This window comes from Desulfobaculum sp. (assembly GCF_054921475.1).
This window is the reverse complement of sequence record NZ_JBUDSW010000054.1, coordinates 1-16,501: the sequence shown is the minus strand read 5'-3', so window position 1 is coordinate 16,501 and position 16,501 is coordinate 1. Positions and strand designations below refer to the sequence as shown.

The 16,501-nt window shown below is 62.2% G+C and carries 17 protein-coding genes and 1 riboswitch; of the genes, 6 read left to right on the top strand and 11 right to left on the bottom strand.

All coding sequences use genetic code 11. The annotated features are described in order from the left end of the window. The 3 genes from ACY69P_RS05345 to nadC all read right to left on the bottom strand — a co-directional run. On the bottom strand, nucleotides 1-1,392 hold a 1,392-nt coding region (locus ACY69P_RS05345), incomplete at its 3' end, for an L-aspartate oxidase (protein ID WP_462326796.1). A 27-nt stretch (nucleotides 1,393-1,419) separates the two neighbouring features. Beyond that, on the bottom strand, nucleotides 1,420-2,451 hold the full coding sequence (gene nadA / locus ACY69P_RS05340; RefSeq protein ID WP_462326795.1) for a quinolinate synthase NadA: 1,032 nt from the start codon (nucleotides 2,449-2,451) through the stop codon (nucleotides 1,420-1,422). A 5-nt stretch (nucleotides 2,452-2,456) separates the two neighbouring features. After that, complete coding sequence (nadC, locus tag ACY69P_RS05335) at nucleotides 2,457-3,335, bottom strand: carboxylating nicotinate-nucleotide diphosphorylase (RefSeq protein ID WP_459899722.1); 879 nt, start codon at nucleotides 3,333-3,335, stop codon at nucleotides 2,457-2,459. A gap of 119 nt (nucleotides 3,336-3,454) precedes the next feature. Here nadC and mgtE point away from each other — a divergent pair, with 119 nt between their 5' ends. Then, on the top strand, nucleotides 3,455-4,813 hold the full coding sequence (gene mgtE, locus ACY69P_RS05330; protein ID WP_404844832.1) for a magnesium transporter: 1,359 nt from the start codon (nucleotides 3,455-3,457) through the stop codon (nucleotides 4,811-4,813). A 112-nt stretch (nucleotides 4,814-4,925) separates the two neighbouring features. Here mgtE and ACY69P_RS05325 read toward each other — a convergent pair whose 3' ends face one another. From ACY69P_RS05325 to ACY69P_RS05290, 8 genes are all read right to left on the bottom strand, one after another. After that, a complete protein-coding gene (locus ACY69P_RS05325; RefSeq protein ID WP_462326794.1) occupies nucleotides 4,926-5,672 on the bottom strand; it encodes a protein phosphatase CheZ in 747 nt (248 codons plus the stop codon). Between the two features lie 30 nt (nucleotides 5,673-5,702). Then, nucleotides 5,703-6,227, bottom strand: coding sequence for a PilZ domain-containing protein (locus ACY69P_RS05320; RefSeq protein WP_459899726.1), 525 nt, complete (start codon nucleotides 6,225-6,227; stop codon nucleotides 5,703-5,705). Nucleotides 6,228-6,248: 21 nt separating this feature from the next. Further along, nucleotides 6,249-6,689: an NIL domain-containing protein gene (locus ACY69P_RS05315; RefSeq protein ID WP_404844835.1), complete on the bottom strand. Its 441-nt coding sequence runs from the start codon at nucleotides 6,687-6,689 to the stop codon at nucleotides 6,249-6,251. A gap of 43 nt (nucleotides 6,690-6,732) precedes the next feature. Then, nucleotides 6,733-7,731: a tol-pal system protein YbgF gene (gene ybgF / locus ACY69P_RS05310; protein WP_462326793.1), complete on the bottom strand. Its 999-nt coding sequence runs from the start codon at nucleotides 7,729-7,731 to the stop codon at nucleotides 6,733-6,735. Further along, nucleotides 7,728-7,958 carry a PLDc N-terminal domain-containing protein gene (locus tag ACY69P_RS05305; RefSeq protein WP_404844837.1) on the bottom strand — a complete coding sequence of 77 codons (231 nt, stop codon included), beginning with the start codon at nucleotides 7,956-7,958 and terminating at the stop codon, nucleotides 7,728-7,730. Before ACY69P_RS05305 ends, ybgF begins: the two co-directional genes overlap by 4 nt. Before the next feature lie 37 nt (nucleotides 7,959-7,995). Continuing rightward, the gene (gene lspA / locus ACY69P_RS05300; RefSeq protein WP_404844838.1) at nucleotides 7,996-8,478 is read right to left on the bottom strand and encodes a signal peptidase II; all 483 of its coding nucleotides are present in this window, start codon (nucleotides 8,476-8,478) and stop codon (nucleotides 7,996-7,998) included. Between the two features lie 94 nt (nucleotides 8,479-8,572). Continuing rightward, nucleotides 8,573-11,395: an isoleucine--tRNA ligase gene (gene ileS, locus ACY69P_RS05295; RefSeq protein ID WP_462326792.1), complete on the bottom strand. Its 2,823-nt coding sequence runs from the start codon at nucleotides 11,393-11,395 to the stop codon at nucleotides 8,573-8,575. Nucleotides 11,396-11,521: 126 nt separating this feature from the next. Next, complete coding sequence (locus ACY69P_RS05290; RefSeq protein ID WP_462326791.1) at nucleotides 11,522-12,022, bottom strand: hypothetical protein; 501 nt, start codon at nucleotides 12,020-12,022, stop codon at nucleotides 11,522-11,524. A 229-nt stretch (nucleotides 12,023-12,251) separates the two neighbouring features. Next, a riboswitch (cobalamin riboswitch) is annotated at nucleotides 12,252-12,485 on the top strand. Between the two features lie 251 nt (nucleotides 12,486-12,736). Here ACY69P_RS05290 and ACY69P_RS05285 point away from each other — a divergent pair. The 5 genes from ACY69P_RS05285 to ACY69P_RS05265 form a co-directional block, all read left to right on the top strand. Beyond that, complete coding sequence (locus tag ACY69P_RS05285) at nucleotides 12,737-13,531, top strand: sirohydrochlorin cobaltochelatase (RefSeq protein WP_462326790.1); 795 nt, start codon at nucleotides 12,737-12,739, stop codon at nucleotides 13,529-13,531. A gap of 21 nt (nucleotides 13,532-13,552) precedes the next feature. Further along, the gene (locus tag ACY69P_RS05280; RefSeq protein WP_459899736.1) at nucleotides 13,553-14,635 is read left to right on the top strand and encodes a FecCD family ABC transporter permease; all 1,083 of its coding nucleotides are present in this window, start codon (nucleotides 13,553-13,555) and stop codon (nucleotides 14,633-14,635) included. Further along, the gene (locus ACY69P_RS05275) at nucleotides 14,632-15,453 is read left to right on the top strand and encodes an ABC transporter ATP-binding protein (RefSeq protein ID WP_459899738.1); all 822 of its coding nucleotides are present in this window, start codon (nucleotides 14,632-14,634) and stop codon (nucleotides 15,451-15,453) included. Before ACY69P_RS05280 ends, ACY69P_RS05275 begins: the two co-directional genes overlap by 4 nt. Next, nucleotides 15,359-16,288, top strand: coding sequence for an ABC transporter substrate-binding protein (locus ACY69P_RS05270; protein WP_462326797.1), 930 nt, complete (start codon nucleotides 15,359-15,361; stop codon nucleotides 16,286-16,288). The genes ACY69P_RS05275 and ACY69P_RS05270 overlap by 95 nt, the downstream gene beginning before the upstream one ends. A gap of 1 nt (nucleotide 16,289) precedes the next feature. Beyond that, the coding region (locus ACY69P_RS05265) for an SAM-dependent methyltransferase (RefSeq protein ID WP_462326789.1) at nucleotides 16,290-16,501 on the top strand (212 nt) is incomplete at its 3' end.

Sequence of the window (16,501 nt, the reverse complement as noted above, 5' to 3'; positions counted from 1 at the left end):
GCGCACGATGCCCACATAGTTCCACATGGTGGTGCGGATGGTGGCCCAGTCCTGTGCAACAAGGGCGGGGTCCTCGTTTTGGGTGTCGCCTGCCGCCACCCAGTCGGGCATGGCGTCGGCAAGGCGCTGCGGCAGTGCGCTGCGGCGCGGGGCCTTCTTGGCGATGTCCTCGGCGGCGGCGACGCCCCACAGCAGGCCCTCCAGCAGCGAGGTGCTGGCAAGGCGGTTGGCGCCGTGCACGCCGGTGCAGGCGCATTCGCCCACGGCGTACAGGCGCGAGAGCGTGGTCTTGCCTGTGGCGTCCGTGAGGATGCCGCCGCAGAAATAGTGCGCCGCAGGAACTACGGGGATGGGTTCCTTGGTCATGTCGAGGCCGATGTCGCGGCATTTCTTGGCAATGGTGGGGAAGCTGGTCTCAATGTCGCGCGAGACGTGGTTTGCCGCGTCCAGATAGACGAAGTCCGCGCCGGTGGCGAGCATCTCCTCCTGAATGGCGCGGGTGACGATGTCGCGCGGGGCAAGGTCGGCGCGCGGGTCGTAGCGCGCCATGAAGGCTTCGCCCTTGTCGTTGAGGAGCTTTGCGCCCGCGCCGCGCACGGCCTCGGAGACGAGGAAGCGCCGGGGCGCGCGGTGGAAGAGCGATGTGGGGTGGAACTGCACATACTCGGCGTTGATGGTCTTGGCCTTGGCGCGGGCGGCCATGACCATGCCGGACCCGATGGACGACGAGGTATTCGTGGTGTGCAGATACAACTGCCCAATGCCGCCCGTGGCGAGGATGGTGGTGTCTGCAAGGATGGTTTCCACCTGCGCAAGGTCCTGATTGAAGACGTACGCGCCGCAGCACTGGTTGCTGAGCTGGTATTTGAACTCCAGCTTGGTGGAGTGGTGATGGCTGGTGAGCAGGTCTATGGCTGTGCGGCCGGTGAGCAGGGTGATGTTCGGATGCTCCGCCACCGCTGCGACCAGCTTGTCCATGATGGCGCGGCCCGAGAAGTCCGCGCAGTGGGCGATGCGGGGCTTGCCGTGGCCGCCCTCGCGGATAAGGTCCAGCTCACCGTCGCAGGTGGTGGAGAAGTCCACGTGGAGGGTATCGAGCAGCACCCGCTTCACCACGTCCGGTCCCTTTTGGGACAGAAAGCGTACCGCCTTGGGATTGTTGAGTTTCCAGCCGGCGGTCATGATGTCGGCCTCGAGGTCGCGCGGATTCTCGTCAATGGCTTTGTAGACAATGCCGCCCTGCGCGAGGGCGGTGTTGCCTTTGTCCGGCGCGCTGTCAGCGGTGAGCAGGGTCACGTGCCGTCCTGCCTCGGCGAGGATGAGGGCGCAGGTGGCTCCGGCAATGCCAGAGCCAATGACAAGGGCTTCAGTGGAATAGCGGGTGGTGTTCATGGGTGCTGCTCGATGTGGTTCAGGGTGCTAGGCGCAGGCTTCGAGCATGCGTTCGAGGGCGATGCGCGCGTAGTAGGCCACATCGTCGGGGACGCGGACAGGCTCGGAGGTCTCCAGATTCATGAGGGTTTCGGCCAGCAGGGACTCTGTGGTCTTCGCCATGTTGCGGCACGAGCTGGGGCGCAGCGGACGGATGCGCTTGCTGTCGCGGTTGGTCTTGGCCAGCCGTTCCACAAGGTTAATCTCCGTGCCGATGTAAATGGTGGAGCCGGGAAGGGCGTCGTCCACAAATTTGATGATGGCGGATGTGGAGCCGGCGGCGTCGGCCTTGGCAACCACGCCCGGACGACACTCCGGGTGCACGATGACGAGGGCGTCGGGGTCGCGCTGGCGAATTTCGTCAATGTGCTCCTCGCGGAAGCGTTCGTGGATGGCGCACAGGCCGGGCCACAGCAGCAGGCGCTTGTCCGCCGTCTGGGCGGGGTCCACATCTCTGCCGCCGTTGCGGATATCCAGCACCATGCGTTTTTCTGCCGGGATGCCAAGGGCGTCCGCGGTGTTGTTGCCAAGGTTCTGGTCGGGCAGGAACAGCACGCTGTCGCCGCGCTTCATGGCCCAGTCCAGCATGGTCTTGGCGTTGGCGGAGGTGCACACGGACCCGCCGTAGCGGCCCACAATGCCCTTGATGGCGGCGGAGGTGTTCACATACGCGAGGGGAATCACGCGGCGGTCGGTTTCGCTGAGGCGTCTCATGACACAGTCGAGGATATGGGCGGGAGCCATGTTGGACATAATGCACCCGGCGTCCGGCGCGGGGATGATGACCTTTTGCTCCTCACCGGCGAGCATGGCCGCGGTTTCGGCCATAAACTGCACGCCGCAGAACACGATGTACTCCGCCTTGAGGGAGGGCACCTGCCGGGCCAGTTCCAGCGAATCACCGCGCAGATCGGTATGCAGGATGACGCGGTCGTGCTGGTAGTGGTGCCCCATGATGACCAGATTTGAGCCGCGTTGTTTCCTTATGTCGGTGATAATTTGGGTGGAGTTGGATGTCATGAGGATTATCCGTGCGTTATACGGACACGCATGCTGAAGTCCGCAGCCGGAGCGGAGTGGGTCAGCCTACCCACGGAAACGTAATCCGGCCCGATCCTTCCTATGTCCGCAATGGTGGAAAGATTCACCCCGCCGCTGACTTCGGATTCGATGCCGCTGGGTATGCGTTCCAGCGCTTCGCGCAGCGTGTCGGGGGCCATGTTGTCAAGCATGATGCGGTCCACACCCAGGTTCGCCGCTTCCGTGACGTCGTCAAGGGTTCTGCATTCGACCTCTATCGGGGGGCAGGGGGAGTAGGTCTTTCGCAGAGCGTCCACCGCCGGGCTGATGCCGCCCGCTTGGTCGATGTGGTTGTCCTTGAGCATAAGCATCTCGGCGAGGTCCATCCTATGGTTTTTGCCGCCGCCCAGCAAGACTGCGTATTTTTCCGGATATCTGAGGCCGGGAAGGGTCTTCCTGGTGTCGAGCAGGATGGTGCGCGTGCCGGACAGCGCGTCGGCGTAGCGCCGGGTCAGGTTGGCAATGCCGGAAAGGTGACAGATAAAATTGAGGATGACGCGCTCGGCCTTAAAGGCCACGGCGGGCGGACAGGTGAACTCCGCCACCGTGGTGCCGGGGGCCACCGAGTCGCCGTCTGCAAAGAAATGTGTTACATCATGGGATGTTTCGTGTTCCAATGCGCTGAGGACGATGGGGATGAGGGGCAGCCCCGCGCAGATGGTGGGTTCCTTGGCGATGATGACGCTGTGGGCGCGTTCATTGCCGGTAAACACGGCCTCGGACGTCAGGTCCGGCCCGTCTTCCTCCAGAGCCAGCGAGATGGCCCGGTCAAGATAGGTTCGGGCGTCTCCCTGGAAAAAAGCGTCGAATAGCGTATGGTTCATGGCGTATCCGTATGGCTTGGAGTTGTGTCTGTACTCGGCTCGTAAGGCAACGGCCAGCGCGAGTCAAGATGCTTGAATCTTTTGACCTCAGACCGCATTTAGGATACCTGACAACCGCCATGACAGAGAAGGATAGATACACCTCGCATCCCGGGCCCGAAGGTCCGGAAGGGCAAGAGAATCTCACAGCCCAGACAGACCCCGCAGCCGACTTTGAGTACGCTCATCCGGCTGACGGGGCGGCGCAGCTTGAGAGCCTTTCCCTTGAAGAACAGATTGAGGTGGTCAAGAGGCTGGAGCCGGAAGACGCCGCAGAATTCATCGCCGAGATGGAGCGCCACGACCGCGCCCGGCTGATGAAGGACCTGCCGCCGGACTTTGCCGCCGACCTTCTGGAACAGATGTCGCCCGACGACGCGGCGGACGTTTTGGACGACCTCGACGACGCGCACCAGTTCCGGCTGCTGCAACGCGTGGAGCAGGAAGAAGCGCTTGAAATTGAGACGCTTTTGACCTTCGACGCGGACACGGCCGGCGGCGTGATGAACACCGAGGTCACAGTCCTTGACCGCAACCTCACGGCAGATCAGGCCATCCAGCTCATCCGCAGCGCCGCGGAAGAGACGGAAATTCCCTACTACGCCTACATCGTGGACGAGGCGGACCGCCTTGTGGGCGTGCTTTCACTCAGAAACCTTATGCTCAGCCGTCCGGGCCAGCGCCTGCGCGATGTGCTGGGCAAACAGCAGCTTATCTACGCGCATTTTGACGAGGACAAGGAAGAGGTCGCGCGCCTTTTGACGCACTATAACTTCCTTGCCGTGCCCATTGTGGACCACGAAATGCGCCTGCTCGGCGTGGTGACGCATGACGACGTCATCGACATCATCCATGAAGAGGCCAGCGAAGACATGCTCGGCATGGTCGGCGCCGGTCAGGACGAGAGCACGGATACCCCGTGGCTCCAGTCCGTGAAGATGCGCCTGCCGTGGCTGGTGGTCAATGTGGCCAACTCCGCAGTGTCCGCATGGGTGGTGCACCTCTTTGAAGGGACCATATCGCAGATGGCTATCTTGGCCGCCCTGATGCCCATTGTGGCAAACCAGGCGGGCAACTCCGGCCAGCAGTCCCTTGCCGTCATCATCCGTCAGCTCGCCATGGAGGCGTTTGACCGCAAACGCGCGTGGACCGCCGTCATGCGTGAGGCGCGCATCGGCATGGTCAATGGCCTGATTGTGGGCCTTATGGTTATGCTGGGCGTGTTTTTGCTGACATCCAACATTCAGCTGGCCGCCGTGATGAGCGTGGCCCTTGGCGTGGATATGTGCATTGGCAATGTGGCCGGTGCGTCCATTCCCGTCATTTTGCAGGAGCTTGGCCGCGACCCGGCGCAGGCGTCCAGCATCTTCCTGACCACGCTGACGGACAGCGCGGGCTTTTTGACTTTCCTTGGTTTGTCGTCACTGCTTCTTATGTGAAAGGCAGAGGCGGGACCGGAAAGCCCACGAAAAGCATCAAAAAAGGCCGCTCCATGTGCACCATGGAGCGGCCTTTTTCGTGCCGTAATATATGCGGATGCGCCCTGCGGGGCTATTCCAGTCCAAGCTGCTTGAGCAGGTCGTCCACATCCTCCTGCGAGGAGTCCTTCTGCGGGCCCTTGAGGGCGGAGACGGTCTGCTTGGCTTCCGCGGCAATTTCCGAGGCGTCGCGTTCCGGGGTCTGGTCGCGTTTTTTCACGGCAAGGCCGGTGGACATGTAGACGTCGAAGACCACTTCCTCAATGCGCTTGAGGGCGTTGACCACACGCTTGATGCGCTGGCCCGTCAAGTCCTGGAAGGAGAGGGCGGTCATGATTTCGATGAGGTCGGCGGTGTGGGCGTCGTTCAGCTCAATGAGTTTGTTCACGTTCTCCTTGCTGGCGCCGCCGCTGCGGAATTCGCGCAGCAGTTTGCCGGAGTGGGCGATCATCTCCTGATGCTTTTCAACGATGTCCATGATGCGGACGGTGGCGTCCTCCGTGGATTGGAGGATTTGGTCCAGCTGGTCCGAGGCTTCGGACAGAAGTTGGTCGGTGTCCACCTCGTGGGCGGCGCTGATGCCTTCCTCGCGCTTGGCCTTTTTGATTTCCTTGTAGATTTCTTCCAGCCCGTGGCGCATGTCGTCATTGACCTTGCGGAAGAATTCGCCGTCCTTGATCTCCTTGTTCAGGCTCTTGGTCAGAACCGAGGTCACTTCCTTTTCGATGGCGTCTTTGATGACGGTGTCGAGGCCGGACACCACGCTCATGGTGACTTGTTCAACAAGCTGATCAAGCTGTTCTTCAATCTTCGGGGTCATACAGTGCCTCCTGGGCGGGGGTGGTATTGGCTATTCCGACCATTTGCGCTCGCGGATGCGCTCGCGCTGTTCGCGGAAGACAAAGCGGACGATGGCCTCCTGATCGCTTTCGCGTACGGAGGTGAAGTCCACGGCCCAGATGGGCGCGCCGTTTTCGTGGTGTCGCTTCTCCACTACGTTGCCAACTGCGGCGGCGACACGCAAGGGGAATTGTCCGAGCAGGAGGGCAAATTCCAGCGAGTCCCCCGGCGTGAAGCTGGCATCGCAGGTAAAGGCAAGGCCTGCGCCGGACAGCTCCACCACCTCGATGGTGTGGTCAAATTCCGTTTCCAGTCGCTCCTGCCCGATAAGGCCGAGCAGGGCGTCCAGCTTGGAATTGATGGATTCCAGAAAATTGACGAGGGGCTCCTGCAAATTGGCCCCGGAGAGGTCCAGATCCTCCGTTGCCGTTGGCACGATGTGCTCGTGGAGCATGGGAAGAGAGGAGGCCGAGTCCATTCGGCGGATGTATCCTCTGATGCGGGTTGCGACGCTGGAGAATTCTCCTGTGTTCATGGCTCGGCCTCCGGAAGGTGCTTAGAAGTCGGTGTCGTCAAGTTGAACGTTCATGGCATTGACGGGGCACACGCGGGTGCACATGCCGCAGGCGGTGCACTTTTCGGAATCGAAGTGGATGCGGCGGGTGGCTTTGTCCAAGTACAGGGCCTTGGTGGCGCACAGCGCCGTGCACATGCCGCAGTCGATACAGATGTCCTCGTCGCGCGAGATGCGCTGGGCAACGACCTCGACCTTGATCCCCTGGTCGCTGAGGTACTTGATGCCCTTGTCGTAGTTCTCCTCGCTGCCGGTCAGCTCCAGGGTGAGGGAGCCTTCCTGCCGGTGCGAGATTGTGGCCTGAAGGATGTTGAACGAAAGGTCAAACAGCCGTGTCAGGTTGCAGACCACCGGCCTTCCCGAGTTTTCGGGCGGAAAGGACAGATGGACGATTTTCCGGTGTGCCTTGATGACGTCTTGCATACGGTATCCGTCAGATTTCCGGAAGCGTGTCCGGGGCTGAGGTTTAGAGTCCTTTGAGGATGGCCTTTGCGCGGCGCGCCTCGGCGGACTTGGGGAACTTGTCGATGACGTCGTGCAGCAGCAGGCGGCCAGCCTTGACCCGGCCAAGACGCATAAAGGACAGGCCCTGCTTGAGCAGCGACGTGGGGTACTTGTAGCTCTTCTTATACTTATCCAGCACTTCCTGATACTTCAGAACAGCGCGGGCGTAGTCCTTGAGCTGATAGTAGCATTCGCCCTGCCAGAAAATGGCGTTGGAGACGAGCTTGTGGTCCGGGAAGTTGGTTGCGAACTCTTCCCAGCGGGCCTGCGCCTCGGTGTAGTCGCGCTTTTCAAAGGCGGCGCGGGCGGAATCGTACAGCGTGGTGGCGGCGTCGAGCGCCGGTGCCTGCTTGGCGATGGCGGCGTCGGTGTCTGTCGCCTTGGCTGCCGTGTCAGCAGGCTGTGCGGCGGCGTCGCCTGCGGCGGAAGCCGTGGCGTTGGCGTCAGCAGCCGGGGCACCGGGCTCGGGAGATTCGCCGGAAGCGGGCTGCGTGGCCGTCGCGTTGGCATCCATGCCGGGCAGCGGCGCAGGGGCAGGCTGTGCGGCCTGCTCGCGGGCGAGGCGCTCCTTGCGGATGGTGTCGAGGTCAACGTCCGCGCCCAGCTGGGTGGTCAGGCTGTGCCAGCCGGTCTGCACGTCGCGCACATCGCCGGTCAGCGCCTTGGTGGCGTTGGTGTTGGCGGCGATGGCGGTATTCTGCTCGTCCAGCTGGCGGCGCAGGGTGGCTACCTCGTCCTGCAACTCGCCCATCTCGCGGCGCATGCTCTGCACCTGCGACCAGATGTCGGCCTGTTGCGGGTCGGTTTTGGAAAGGTCGTTAACTTTGGTTTCGATGGTGTCGATGCGGACTTTTTGGTCGTAGACGCGGTTGTCCAGCGTCTTGATGTCGTCCGGGTTGACGCAGGCGGTCATGGACAGGGTGGTCATGCCCAGAAGGCTGAGTGTGAGCAGGCGTTTCATGATGCGTTTCTCCGTCCACGTTTTGCTCCCCAGAGGAGGTAGATAAGGCCTCCGAAGAACGGGATGAACACGGCGATTGCCAGCCAGATGAACCTCTCCTGCGGGTAAGGGAATACGCGCCAGAAGGCGTGCCAGATGGCCCAAAAGCTCAGCGCGACGCAGACGAGGGCGCCGCCGCAAATGGCGGCGATAATTGCCGGAGGAATGGTGCTGATATCAACGAACATCGTGGTGTTTCGCTCCTGTGTGACGTAGTGGGGTGGGCTAGGACGCCGTGTCGGATTTCACAATGGTGATGAGCATAAGGCCAACACCAAGGCAGATGCCAATGTCCGCAACATTAAACGCCGGCCAGTGCCATGCCTTGTAGTGAAAGTCCAAGAAGTCGACCACCGCGCCCAGATGGACTCGGTCCACAAGGTTGCCCAGTGCGCCGCCAAGGATAAGTCCCAGTGCGGACACGGAAAGCTTGTCCGTAAAATGAGCCGTCTTCAACAGGTACATAATAGCGCCGACGGCGACAAGAGCCACAGTGATAAACAGGGTGGTCTGCCACGCGATGGCGTCGGTATCCAGAAAGCCAAAGGCCGCGCCCTTGTTCAGCACATGGACCATGTTGAAAAAGCCCGGAATAACGGCGTAGCCCTGCCACGGGGGAATGGTGGCCTGCACCCACAGCTTGGTCAGCTGGTCAAGGATAAGGACGCTGCCCGCGATGGAGAGGGCCATGGCGTATCTGTTGCGCATGGGGGTGCCGTGTGCTCCATGGTTAAAAGCCCGGACGCGGTCTGCGCCGCGCCCGGGCCAAATGAAGGCGTAAGGTGAGGGGGCCGCGCGAAAGCTATTTGCTTTCGGCTGCCATCACGGAAGCGCAGCGCGGGCACAGACCGGGGTGGTCCGTACTGGTGCCCAGCTCTTTGGAGTAAATCCAGCAGCGCTCGCACTTGTCGCCAGCTGCGGCTTCGATGCCAATCTTCAGGCCGTCCACCTCTTCGCTCTCGTAGGCGTCTGCCGGGGCGTCGGCCAGAGGTGCGGTGGTGATGGCGGAAACGATGCACATTTCGCGCAGGTCCAGACCTTCGGTTGCCAAGTCGTCCAGCAGCTCTTCGCGGGCGTAGACGGTGACCTTGGTATCCAGACTATGGCCGACGGTGCCAGCCTTGCGCACAGGCTCGATGGCGCGGTTCACTTCGGAACGCACGGCAGCGATGGTGTCCCACTTGTGGCGCTCGGCCTCGGAGAGCAGGTACTTCTCGTCCATGGTAAAGCGCATGGCGAAGACCGTGGGCACGCCGGGGTGCAGGGCTTCCGGCAGGTGCTGGAAGGCTTCTTCTGCGGTGTAGGACAGGGTGGGCGCAATGTCGCTGAGCAGGGTCATGAAGATCTGCCACAGCGCGGTCTGCGCGGAGCGGCGCTCCTGCGAGTCGGCGGCGGACACGTACAGGCGGTCCTTCAGGATGTCCAGATAGAAGGCGGACAGGTCCGTGACGCACATGTTGTGCACCGCATGGTACACGCGGTGGAACTCGAACTCGTTGTAGGAGCGCTCAATCTTCTTATGGATGGACTGGATAAGGTCCATGGCGTAGCGGTCCAGCGGCAGCATCTGCTCGGGGGCGACGGCGTTGACCTTGGGGTCGAAGTCGCCGAGGTTGCCGAGGATGAAGCGCATGGTGTTGCGGATGCGGCGGTAGGCGTCCACGAGGCGGCTCAGGATGTCGTCGGAGATGCGCACGTCAGCCTGATAGTTCTCGGAGGAAACCCACATACGCAGGATGTCCGCGCCGTACTTGTCGATGATTTCCTGCGGGGCCACCACGTTGCCGATGGACTTGGACATCTTTTTGCCCTCGCCATCCACAACATAGCCGTGGGTGAGCACGGACTTGTAGGGAGCCTTGTCGCGGGTGCCCATGGAGGCCAGCAGCGAGCTGTGGAACCAGCCGCGGTGCTGGTCGGAGCCTTCCAGATACAGGTCGGCGGGGTAGGAGCACTCGTCGCGCTGTTCCACAACGGCGGCAAAGCTCGTTCCGGAGTCGAACCACACGTCGAGGATGTCGTCTTCCTTCTCCCAGTGGTTGCCGCCGCAGTGCGGGCAGGTCAGGCCTTCGGGGACGATGTCTTCAAGGGCGGCCTCGAACCAGTAGTCACAACCGGTTTCGTGCTCCTCGAACTTGTCCACGATGTTCATGACCCAGTCACTGTCGAACCATGCCTCGCCGCAGTCCTTGCAGAGCAGGGCCACGATGGGCACGCCCCACGTACGCTGGCGCGAGATGCACCAGTCCGGGCGCATTTCGATCATATTATGGATGCGCTCACGGCCCCATGCGGGAATCCACTGCACGTCCTCGTCAATGGCCTTGAGGGACTTCTGGCGCAGGTCGTTGTTCTCCATGGAGATGAACCACTGCGTGGTGGCCCGGTAGATAACGGGCTGCTTGCAGCGCCAGCAATGGGGGTAGGAGTGGCTGATCTTCTCCATAGCGAGAAGATTGCCCAGCTCCGTGAGCTTGTCGATGACGTGGGGGTTGGCCTCGTCAACGCGCAGGCCCGCAAAGAATTCGACGGTGGGCAGGAAACGGCCCTCGTCGTCCAGCGGGGAGTAAATGTCCAGACCGTAGCGGTAGCCGGTCATGTAGTCATCGGGGCCGTGGCCGGGGGCGGTGTGCACGCAGCCGGTGCCGCTCTCCAGCGTGACGTAGTCGGCCAGCACCAGCAGGGACTCGCGGTCGTAGATGCAGTGGCGGGCCTTCAGGCCTTCGAACTTTTCACCCTTGAGGGTCGCCACGGTGGTGTACTCGTCCCAGCCGAACTTTTCGGCGCAGGAGGCCAGCAGCTCTTCGGCAAGGATGTAGAACTCGTCACCCTTCTTGACGCAGACGTAGTCGTAGTCGGCGTGGAAGGCGATAGCCATGTTGGAGGGCAGGGTCCACGGGGTGGTGGTCCAGATGCAGACGAAAGTCTTTGCCGGATCGGCCTCGGGGATGATGTCCGTCACCTTTGCGTCGGTGAGGGGGAAGCGCACGAAGATGGACGGGGACGTGTGGTCCGCGTACTCCACCTCGGCCTCTGCCAGTGCGGTTTTGCAGTCGTTGCACCAGTAGATGGGCTTCTTGTTGCGGACGACGCCGCCTTTGGCCATAAAGCGACCAAGCTCGCGGGCGGTGGCGGCTTCGTAGCTGGGGCGCATGGTCAGGTAGGGGTTGTCCCACGTGCCCAAAACGCCAAGACGCTGAAATTCCTTGCGCTGGGTCTTCATCCACTTTTCCGCGTAGCTGCGGCAAATCTTGCGGATGGTCAGCGCGGGGAGGTCCGTCTTGCCCTTGGCTTTGAGTTCCTGCCCGACCTTATGCTCAATGGGCAGGCCGTGACAGTCCCAGCCGGGGACGTATTCGGCCTTGATGCCCTGCATGTTCTTGTGCTTGACGATGATGTCCTTAATCACCTTGTTCATGGCGGTGCCAAGGTGAATGTGCCCGTTGGCGTAGGGCGGACCGTCGTGGAGCGTGTAGCTCTCCTGGCCTTCATTGGCCTCGATCATGGTCTTGTAGACATCAGTGTCCTGCCAAAATTTGAGCGTCTTCGGCTCGTTCTGGGTCAGGTTCGCCTTCATGGGGAACTTGGTCCGGGGCAGGTGCAGGGTTTTCTTATAGTCGCTCATGGATGTGCATGTCCTCCACGGAAATTAAACAGAGTCGCCAAAATAAAGAGGACAAAGGTAACCAAGTCTCCTGCAAAGTCAAGGACAGAGCGGCCTTGCCGCGAATCTCCCCTGCGGCGTGCATTTCTATACTATAAGGCACCCCTGCGGCAGAGGCGGCGGACCGGGCGATGGCGCGGTGGGTGGGACGATAACGCCGCGCTCCAGACGCTCACCGTGGGCGCTTTTGCGTATGGCATCGACGGTGAGGGCAATAAGGCGCGAGGCAACGGTCTTGGCGATAAGCGAGTGGTCCGTGTCCGGTGTCAGCCCTGCCGGTGCGGTGACGGCGTCATCGGCGGTTTGCGCCGGGGCGGCCTCAGGCGCTTTAGGCGCGGGGGAATCCTCGGGGCGTTGGACACTGCCGGGTCCGTCTGACGGCGCCGGGGACGCGGCGTGGGTGGCCCGCGTGGTGGTGGCGGAGTAGGTGGGCGCGTTCACGGCCATGCGGACAACGTGCCGCTGGGGCTGTGCGGGCGCTATGCGGTGCTGTGTCGTTTCAGCAAAGATGGCGTATTCTGTTTCGATGGCGGTGGAGGTGGTAAAGATGCCGCACAGGGTGAGGATGATGGTCATGACGGTCCGCATAATGGCTCCCAAATGGTGTGGTGGTGGATGCATTGGCGCGCCTCTGTGCGCCGTGATTTTGTCTTTGCGTTGTGAAGTGCATCAAGTGGGCCATTTGTGGTGTGCTGTGAAATCGTTTGGAAAAGCTCCGGCGGTGGGGGCATGGCGGCGCAATTTTGACGGCGTCCGGGTCGGTGCGCCGGGTACTGCGCGGGTGTTTTGTGCAGTGACAAGAGATGTGAAATCGCCTATGCTTCCCGCGTCTTGAGGTAGCCCCGCGCTTGCGGGGCTTGAAGAGGGAACCCGGTGCAAATCCGGGGCGGACCCGCCGCTGTAAGTCCGGCGCCGCGTTGGCATTGCCCGCGCGGACGAGTCTTGCACCCCCTACAATGCCACTGCCCTGTGCGTGCAACGCGCACCCGGGCGGGAAGGCGGGGGTGGAATTCGGACAAGCCAGAAGACCTGCCTCAGGGCCTTGCGTCTGCCATGCCGGCAACGAGGGCTATTGCCTGCATGGACCTCATCCCGAATGTTCGGGGTACATCCCTGACGCACTCCGGCGCTGTGCGCCGGCTTTCTTCCTGTATTGGCAGGTGACGCCCGCCTGCGGTTTCACTGGAGCGAGTTCAGATGCTCACATCCCGTTTCTCTGGCACGCGCGTTTTCGCGCTGTGCCTCTTGGCGCTGGTCCTGTCGATTTCCACTGCATTTGCATCGCATGGTGAGGGAAAGCCTGTGAAGAAAGGTGTGCTGTTCGTGGCCTTTGGTACGAGTGTTCCTCAGGCCGACAAGGCCCTGCACGGTCTTGAAGCCACCTTTGAAAAGACCCATCCCGGTCTTGATGTGCGCTGGGCGTTTACGTCCAACATCATCCGCCACAAGCTGGCGAAGCAGGGCCGCGAGCTGGATTCCGTAGCCACCGCGCTCTCCAAAATGCTGGATGACGGCTACACCCATGTTGCCGTGCAGTCCCTGCACACCATCCCGGGCGAAGAATTCCATCAGAAGGTGCTCAGTGTGGTCAGCCGCTTTAGCGGTGGTCCCGGCGGTTTCCGTCAGGTCACGGTGGGCAGCCCAATGATGGCGACGGATGCCGACATGCAGGCTGTGACTGCGGCCGTTCAGTCCTCCATCCCCGCTGAGCGCAAGGCTGACGAAGCCGTTGTGCTCATGGGCCACGGCACGCATCACTCCGGCAACATTTTCTACCCCGGTCTGCAGTGGTATGTTGCCCAGAAAGACCCCAACATCTTTGTTGGCACCGTTGAGGGCACGCCCTCTCTGGACACCATTGTGGCGGAGCTGAAGGCTCGCGGCATCAAGACCGCATGGCTGATGCCCCTGATGTCCGTGGCTGGCGACCATGCCCAGAACGACATGGCGGGCGACGAGGACGACTCTTGGAAGTCCGTGTTCAAGGCCAACGGCATTACGCCGAAATGTGTTTTGAAGGGCACTGCCGAGTACCCTGAATTCGCGGCCATTTGGCTTGGCCACGCCGAAGACGCCTTGAGCCGTTTGGCGCAGTAGACTGTAATGGCAGGGGGAACCATGAACGACGCGGTCCTGACGCAGACCTTTGCGCAGGAAAGTGCGGCCCGAAAGCGGCGGCGCGTGCTGCTTTGCGCGCTTGCCGCGGTGTCGTGCGCATCCGTTATCGGGGGCTGCCTGTTCGGCCCCCTGCCTCTTTCCGCACGCGACGTGTTTGCGGTGTTGGCCTCGGCTCTTGGCCTGCCCGTGGATGCGCCCGCAGACCCGACGCTGTCTGTGGTGATTCTTGATATCCGGCTCTCCCGCGTGTGCCTTGCGTGGGTTGTGGGCGCGGCGCTGGCCGCCGCCGGGGCCGTGTTTCAGGGAATTCTGCAGAATATGCTGGCGGACCCGTTCACCATTGGCGTGTCCACGGGATCGGCCTTTGGCGCTTCACTCGCGCTGTACTTCGGGCTTGCGGGCGTCCACACGGTCTTTGGTCCGGGCGTTTTGCCCCTTGCGGCCATGCTTGGCGCGCTTGGCGCGCTGGCCGCTGTTATTTCCCTTGGCCGCGTGGCCGGGCACCTGCGGCGCGAGACGGTCGTCCTTGCGGGCATTGTGGTGGCGACGTTTCTCTCCGCGCTTATTGCGCTCCTCAAGAGTTTGGACGAGGAGTCCATGTCCAGCATCGTTTTTTGGGTGATGGGCAGTTTTCAGGGGCGCAGCTGGGAGCATGTGGGCTTTGCCGTGCCGTATATGCTGGTGGGCGGCCTTGTCATTATGGCCTACGCCCGCGAGATTGACCTGCTGTCCATGGGCGACGAACAAGCCGCCATGCTGGGCGTGAATACTGACAGGACCCGCCTTATTGTGCTGGTGGCCGCCAGCCTGTTGACGGGCGCGGCGGTGAGCGTTTCCGGCGTTATCGGCTTTGTGGGGCTGGTGGTGCCGCATTTGGTGCGCATGCGCATGGGCGCGGAGCACCGCCCGCTCATTGCGGCCTCGGCCCTTGTGGGCGGCGTGGCGCTGATGTGGTCCGACGTGCTGGCACGGTGCCTGCTCCCAGAGGGGCAGGAGCTTCCGGTGGGCGTCATCACTGCGCTGATGGGCGGGCCGTTCTTCTGCCTGCTGCTGCGGCGGCGCGCCAAGGAGATGGGCCTGTGATTCGCATAGAGGACCTCTCCTGCGGCTACGGCCAGCGCCGTGTATTGGATGGCATTTCCGCAACCCTGCGCCGCGGGCAGATGGTTGGCCTGCTTGGCCCTAACGGCAGCGGCAAGACGACGCTTATGTCCGCCGCTGGCGGCATTTTGCCTGCCATGGGCGGTCAGGTGCATTTGCAGGAGGACGGCGGATGGTGCGACGTGCTCGCCATGTCCGCCAAGGAACGCGCCCGGCGCATCGCCTTTGTGCCGCAAAAGGCTTCGGCGGCGTTTCCGCTGAAGTGTTCGTCCGTGGTGCTGATGGGGCGCTACCCGCATCTGTCGGCATTTTCGGGCTATGGGCGTGAGGACATCGCCGTGGCGCGGCAGTGCATGGAGCGCGCCGGAGTGGGGCACCTGTGGGACAGGCCCACGGACGCCGTGTCCGGCGGCGAGTTTCAGCGCGTGCTGTTTGCCCGCGCCTTGGCGCAGGAGACGGATGTGATGTTTTTGGACGAACCATCGGCAAGTCTGGACATGTCCGGCACTGTACAGCTGTTTGACCTGCTGCGCGGCATGGCCGATGGCGGCGGGCTGGTGTTCGTTACCGTGCACGATTTGAACCTTGCCGCCCTGTACTGCGACCGCGTCATCTTTTTGAAGAACGGCGCCGTGGCGGCGGAGGGCGCGACCGGGACGGTTTTTGATGAGCAGATACTTTCTGGAATTTACGAAACGCGCATCCGTGTGGGGACGCATCCCGTCACTGGCGCGCCGCAGGTGCATATGGTGCCTCGTCACGCTGGCGCTGTGCCTGACGGCGTCTGCGGCCAGCGCTGAGGTTGTCACCGTCCGTGATGGCCGGGGGGACACGGTGCGCCTTGATGCGCCAGCGCAGCGCATCATTGCCCTGTATGGTGGGTTTAACGAGATACTGCACGCCATGGGCCTGTCGGACCGCATTGTGGCCCGCACCAGCAACGAGACGTTTCCCCCGGGTATAGAGGACAAGCCCGGCATCGGCACGCATATGCGCCCGAATATGGAGCTTATCGTCGGGTTGCGGCCGGACGTTGTGCTGCAATTGGCCGGGCGCAAGGCCGCGGGCGAGACCGTAACCCGCCTGCGCCAGCGCGGCGTGAAGGTGGCGGCGTTGAGTCCCGCGACCATAGACGAACTTTTTGGCACCATCAGGACCATTGGCGCGCTGACCGGAAGCGCTCCGGCGGCGGAGGCCCTTATTGGGCGCATGCAAAGCCGTCTGGATGCCGTGCGCGAGCGTGTGCAGGATGTGCAGCACAAGCCGACGGTCTTTTTTGAGGTTCGTTCCCCGAACCTGCTTGGTGCCGGACTCGGCGGCATCGTCAACGATGTCATTGAGCACGCAGGCGGACGCAACTGCGTGCGCGTGGACCGCAAAATGGTCCGGCTGGGCGAGGAAGCGCTCATCGGCTTGGACCCGGATGTCTACGTCATTCAACAGGGGCCGATGAATCAAAGCCCCCGGCCTTTGGCCGAGCGTCCTTTGTACCGCACGCTCTCCGCCTGCCAATCCGGCAGGACGCTGGTGGTGGACGAGCGGATGTTTTCGCGGCCCGGACCGCGCATTGTGGAAGCTGTGGAAACCCTTGCCCGCTTCCTCCACCCGAACAGAATGAAGAACAGGAACGACTAGCGTGAACTACGGAACCCTCTATGGAATAGGCGTTGGCCCCGGCGACCCGGAATTTCTTACCCTGAAGGCCGTGCGCGTTTTGGGTGGTGTGGACCGCATCTTTGCCGCGGCCTCGTCCAAGAATACCTATTCTGTCTCGTATGATATTGTCCGCCCGCACTTGAAGGCCGATGTGGCTGTGCAGACGCTGGACTTTCCCATGACCAAGGACCG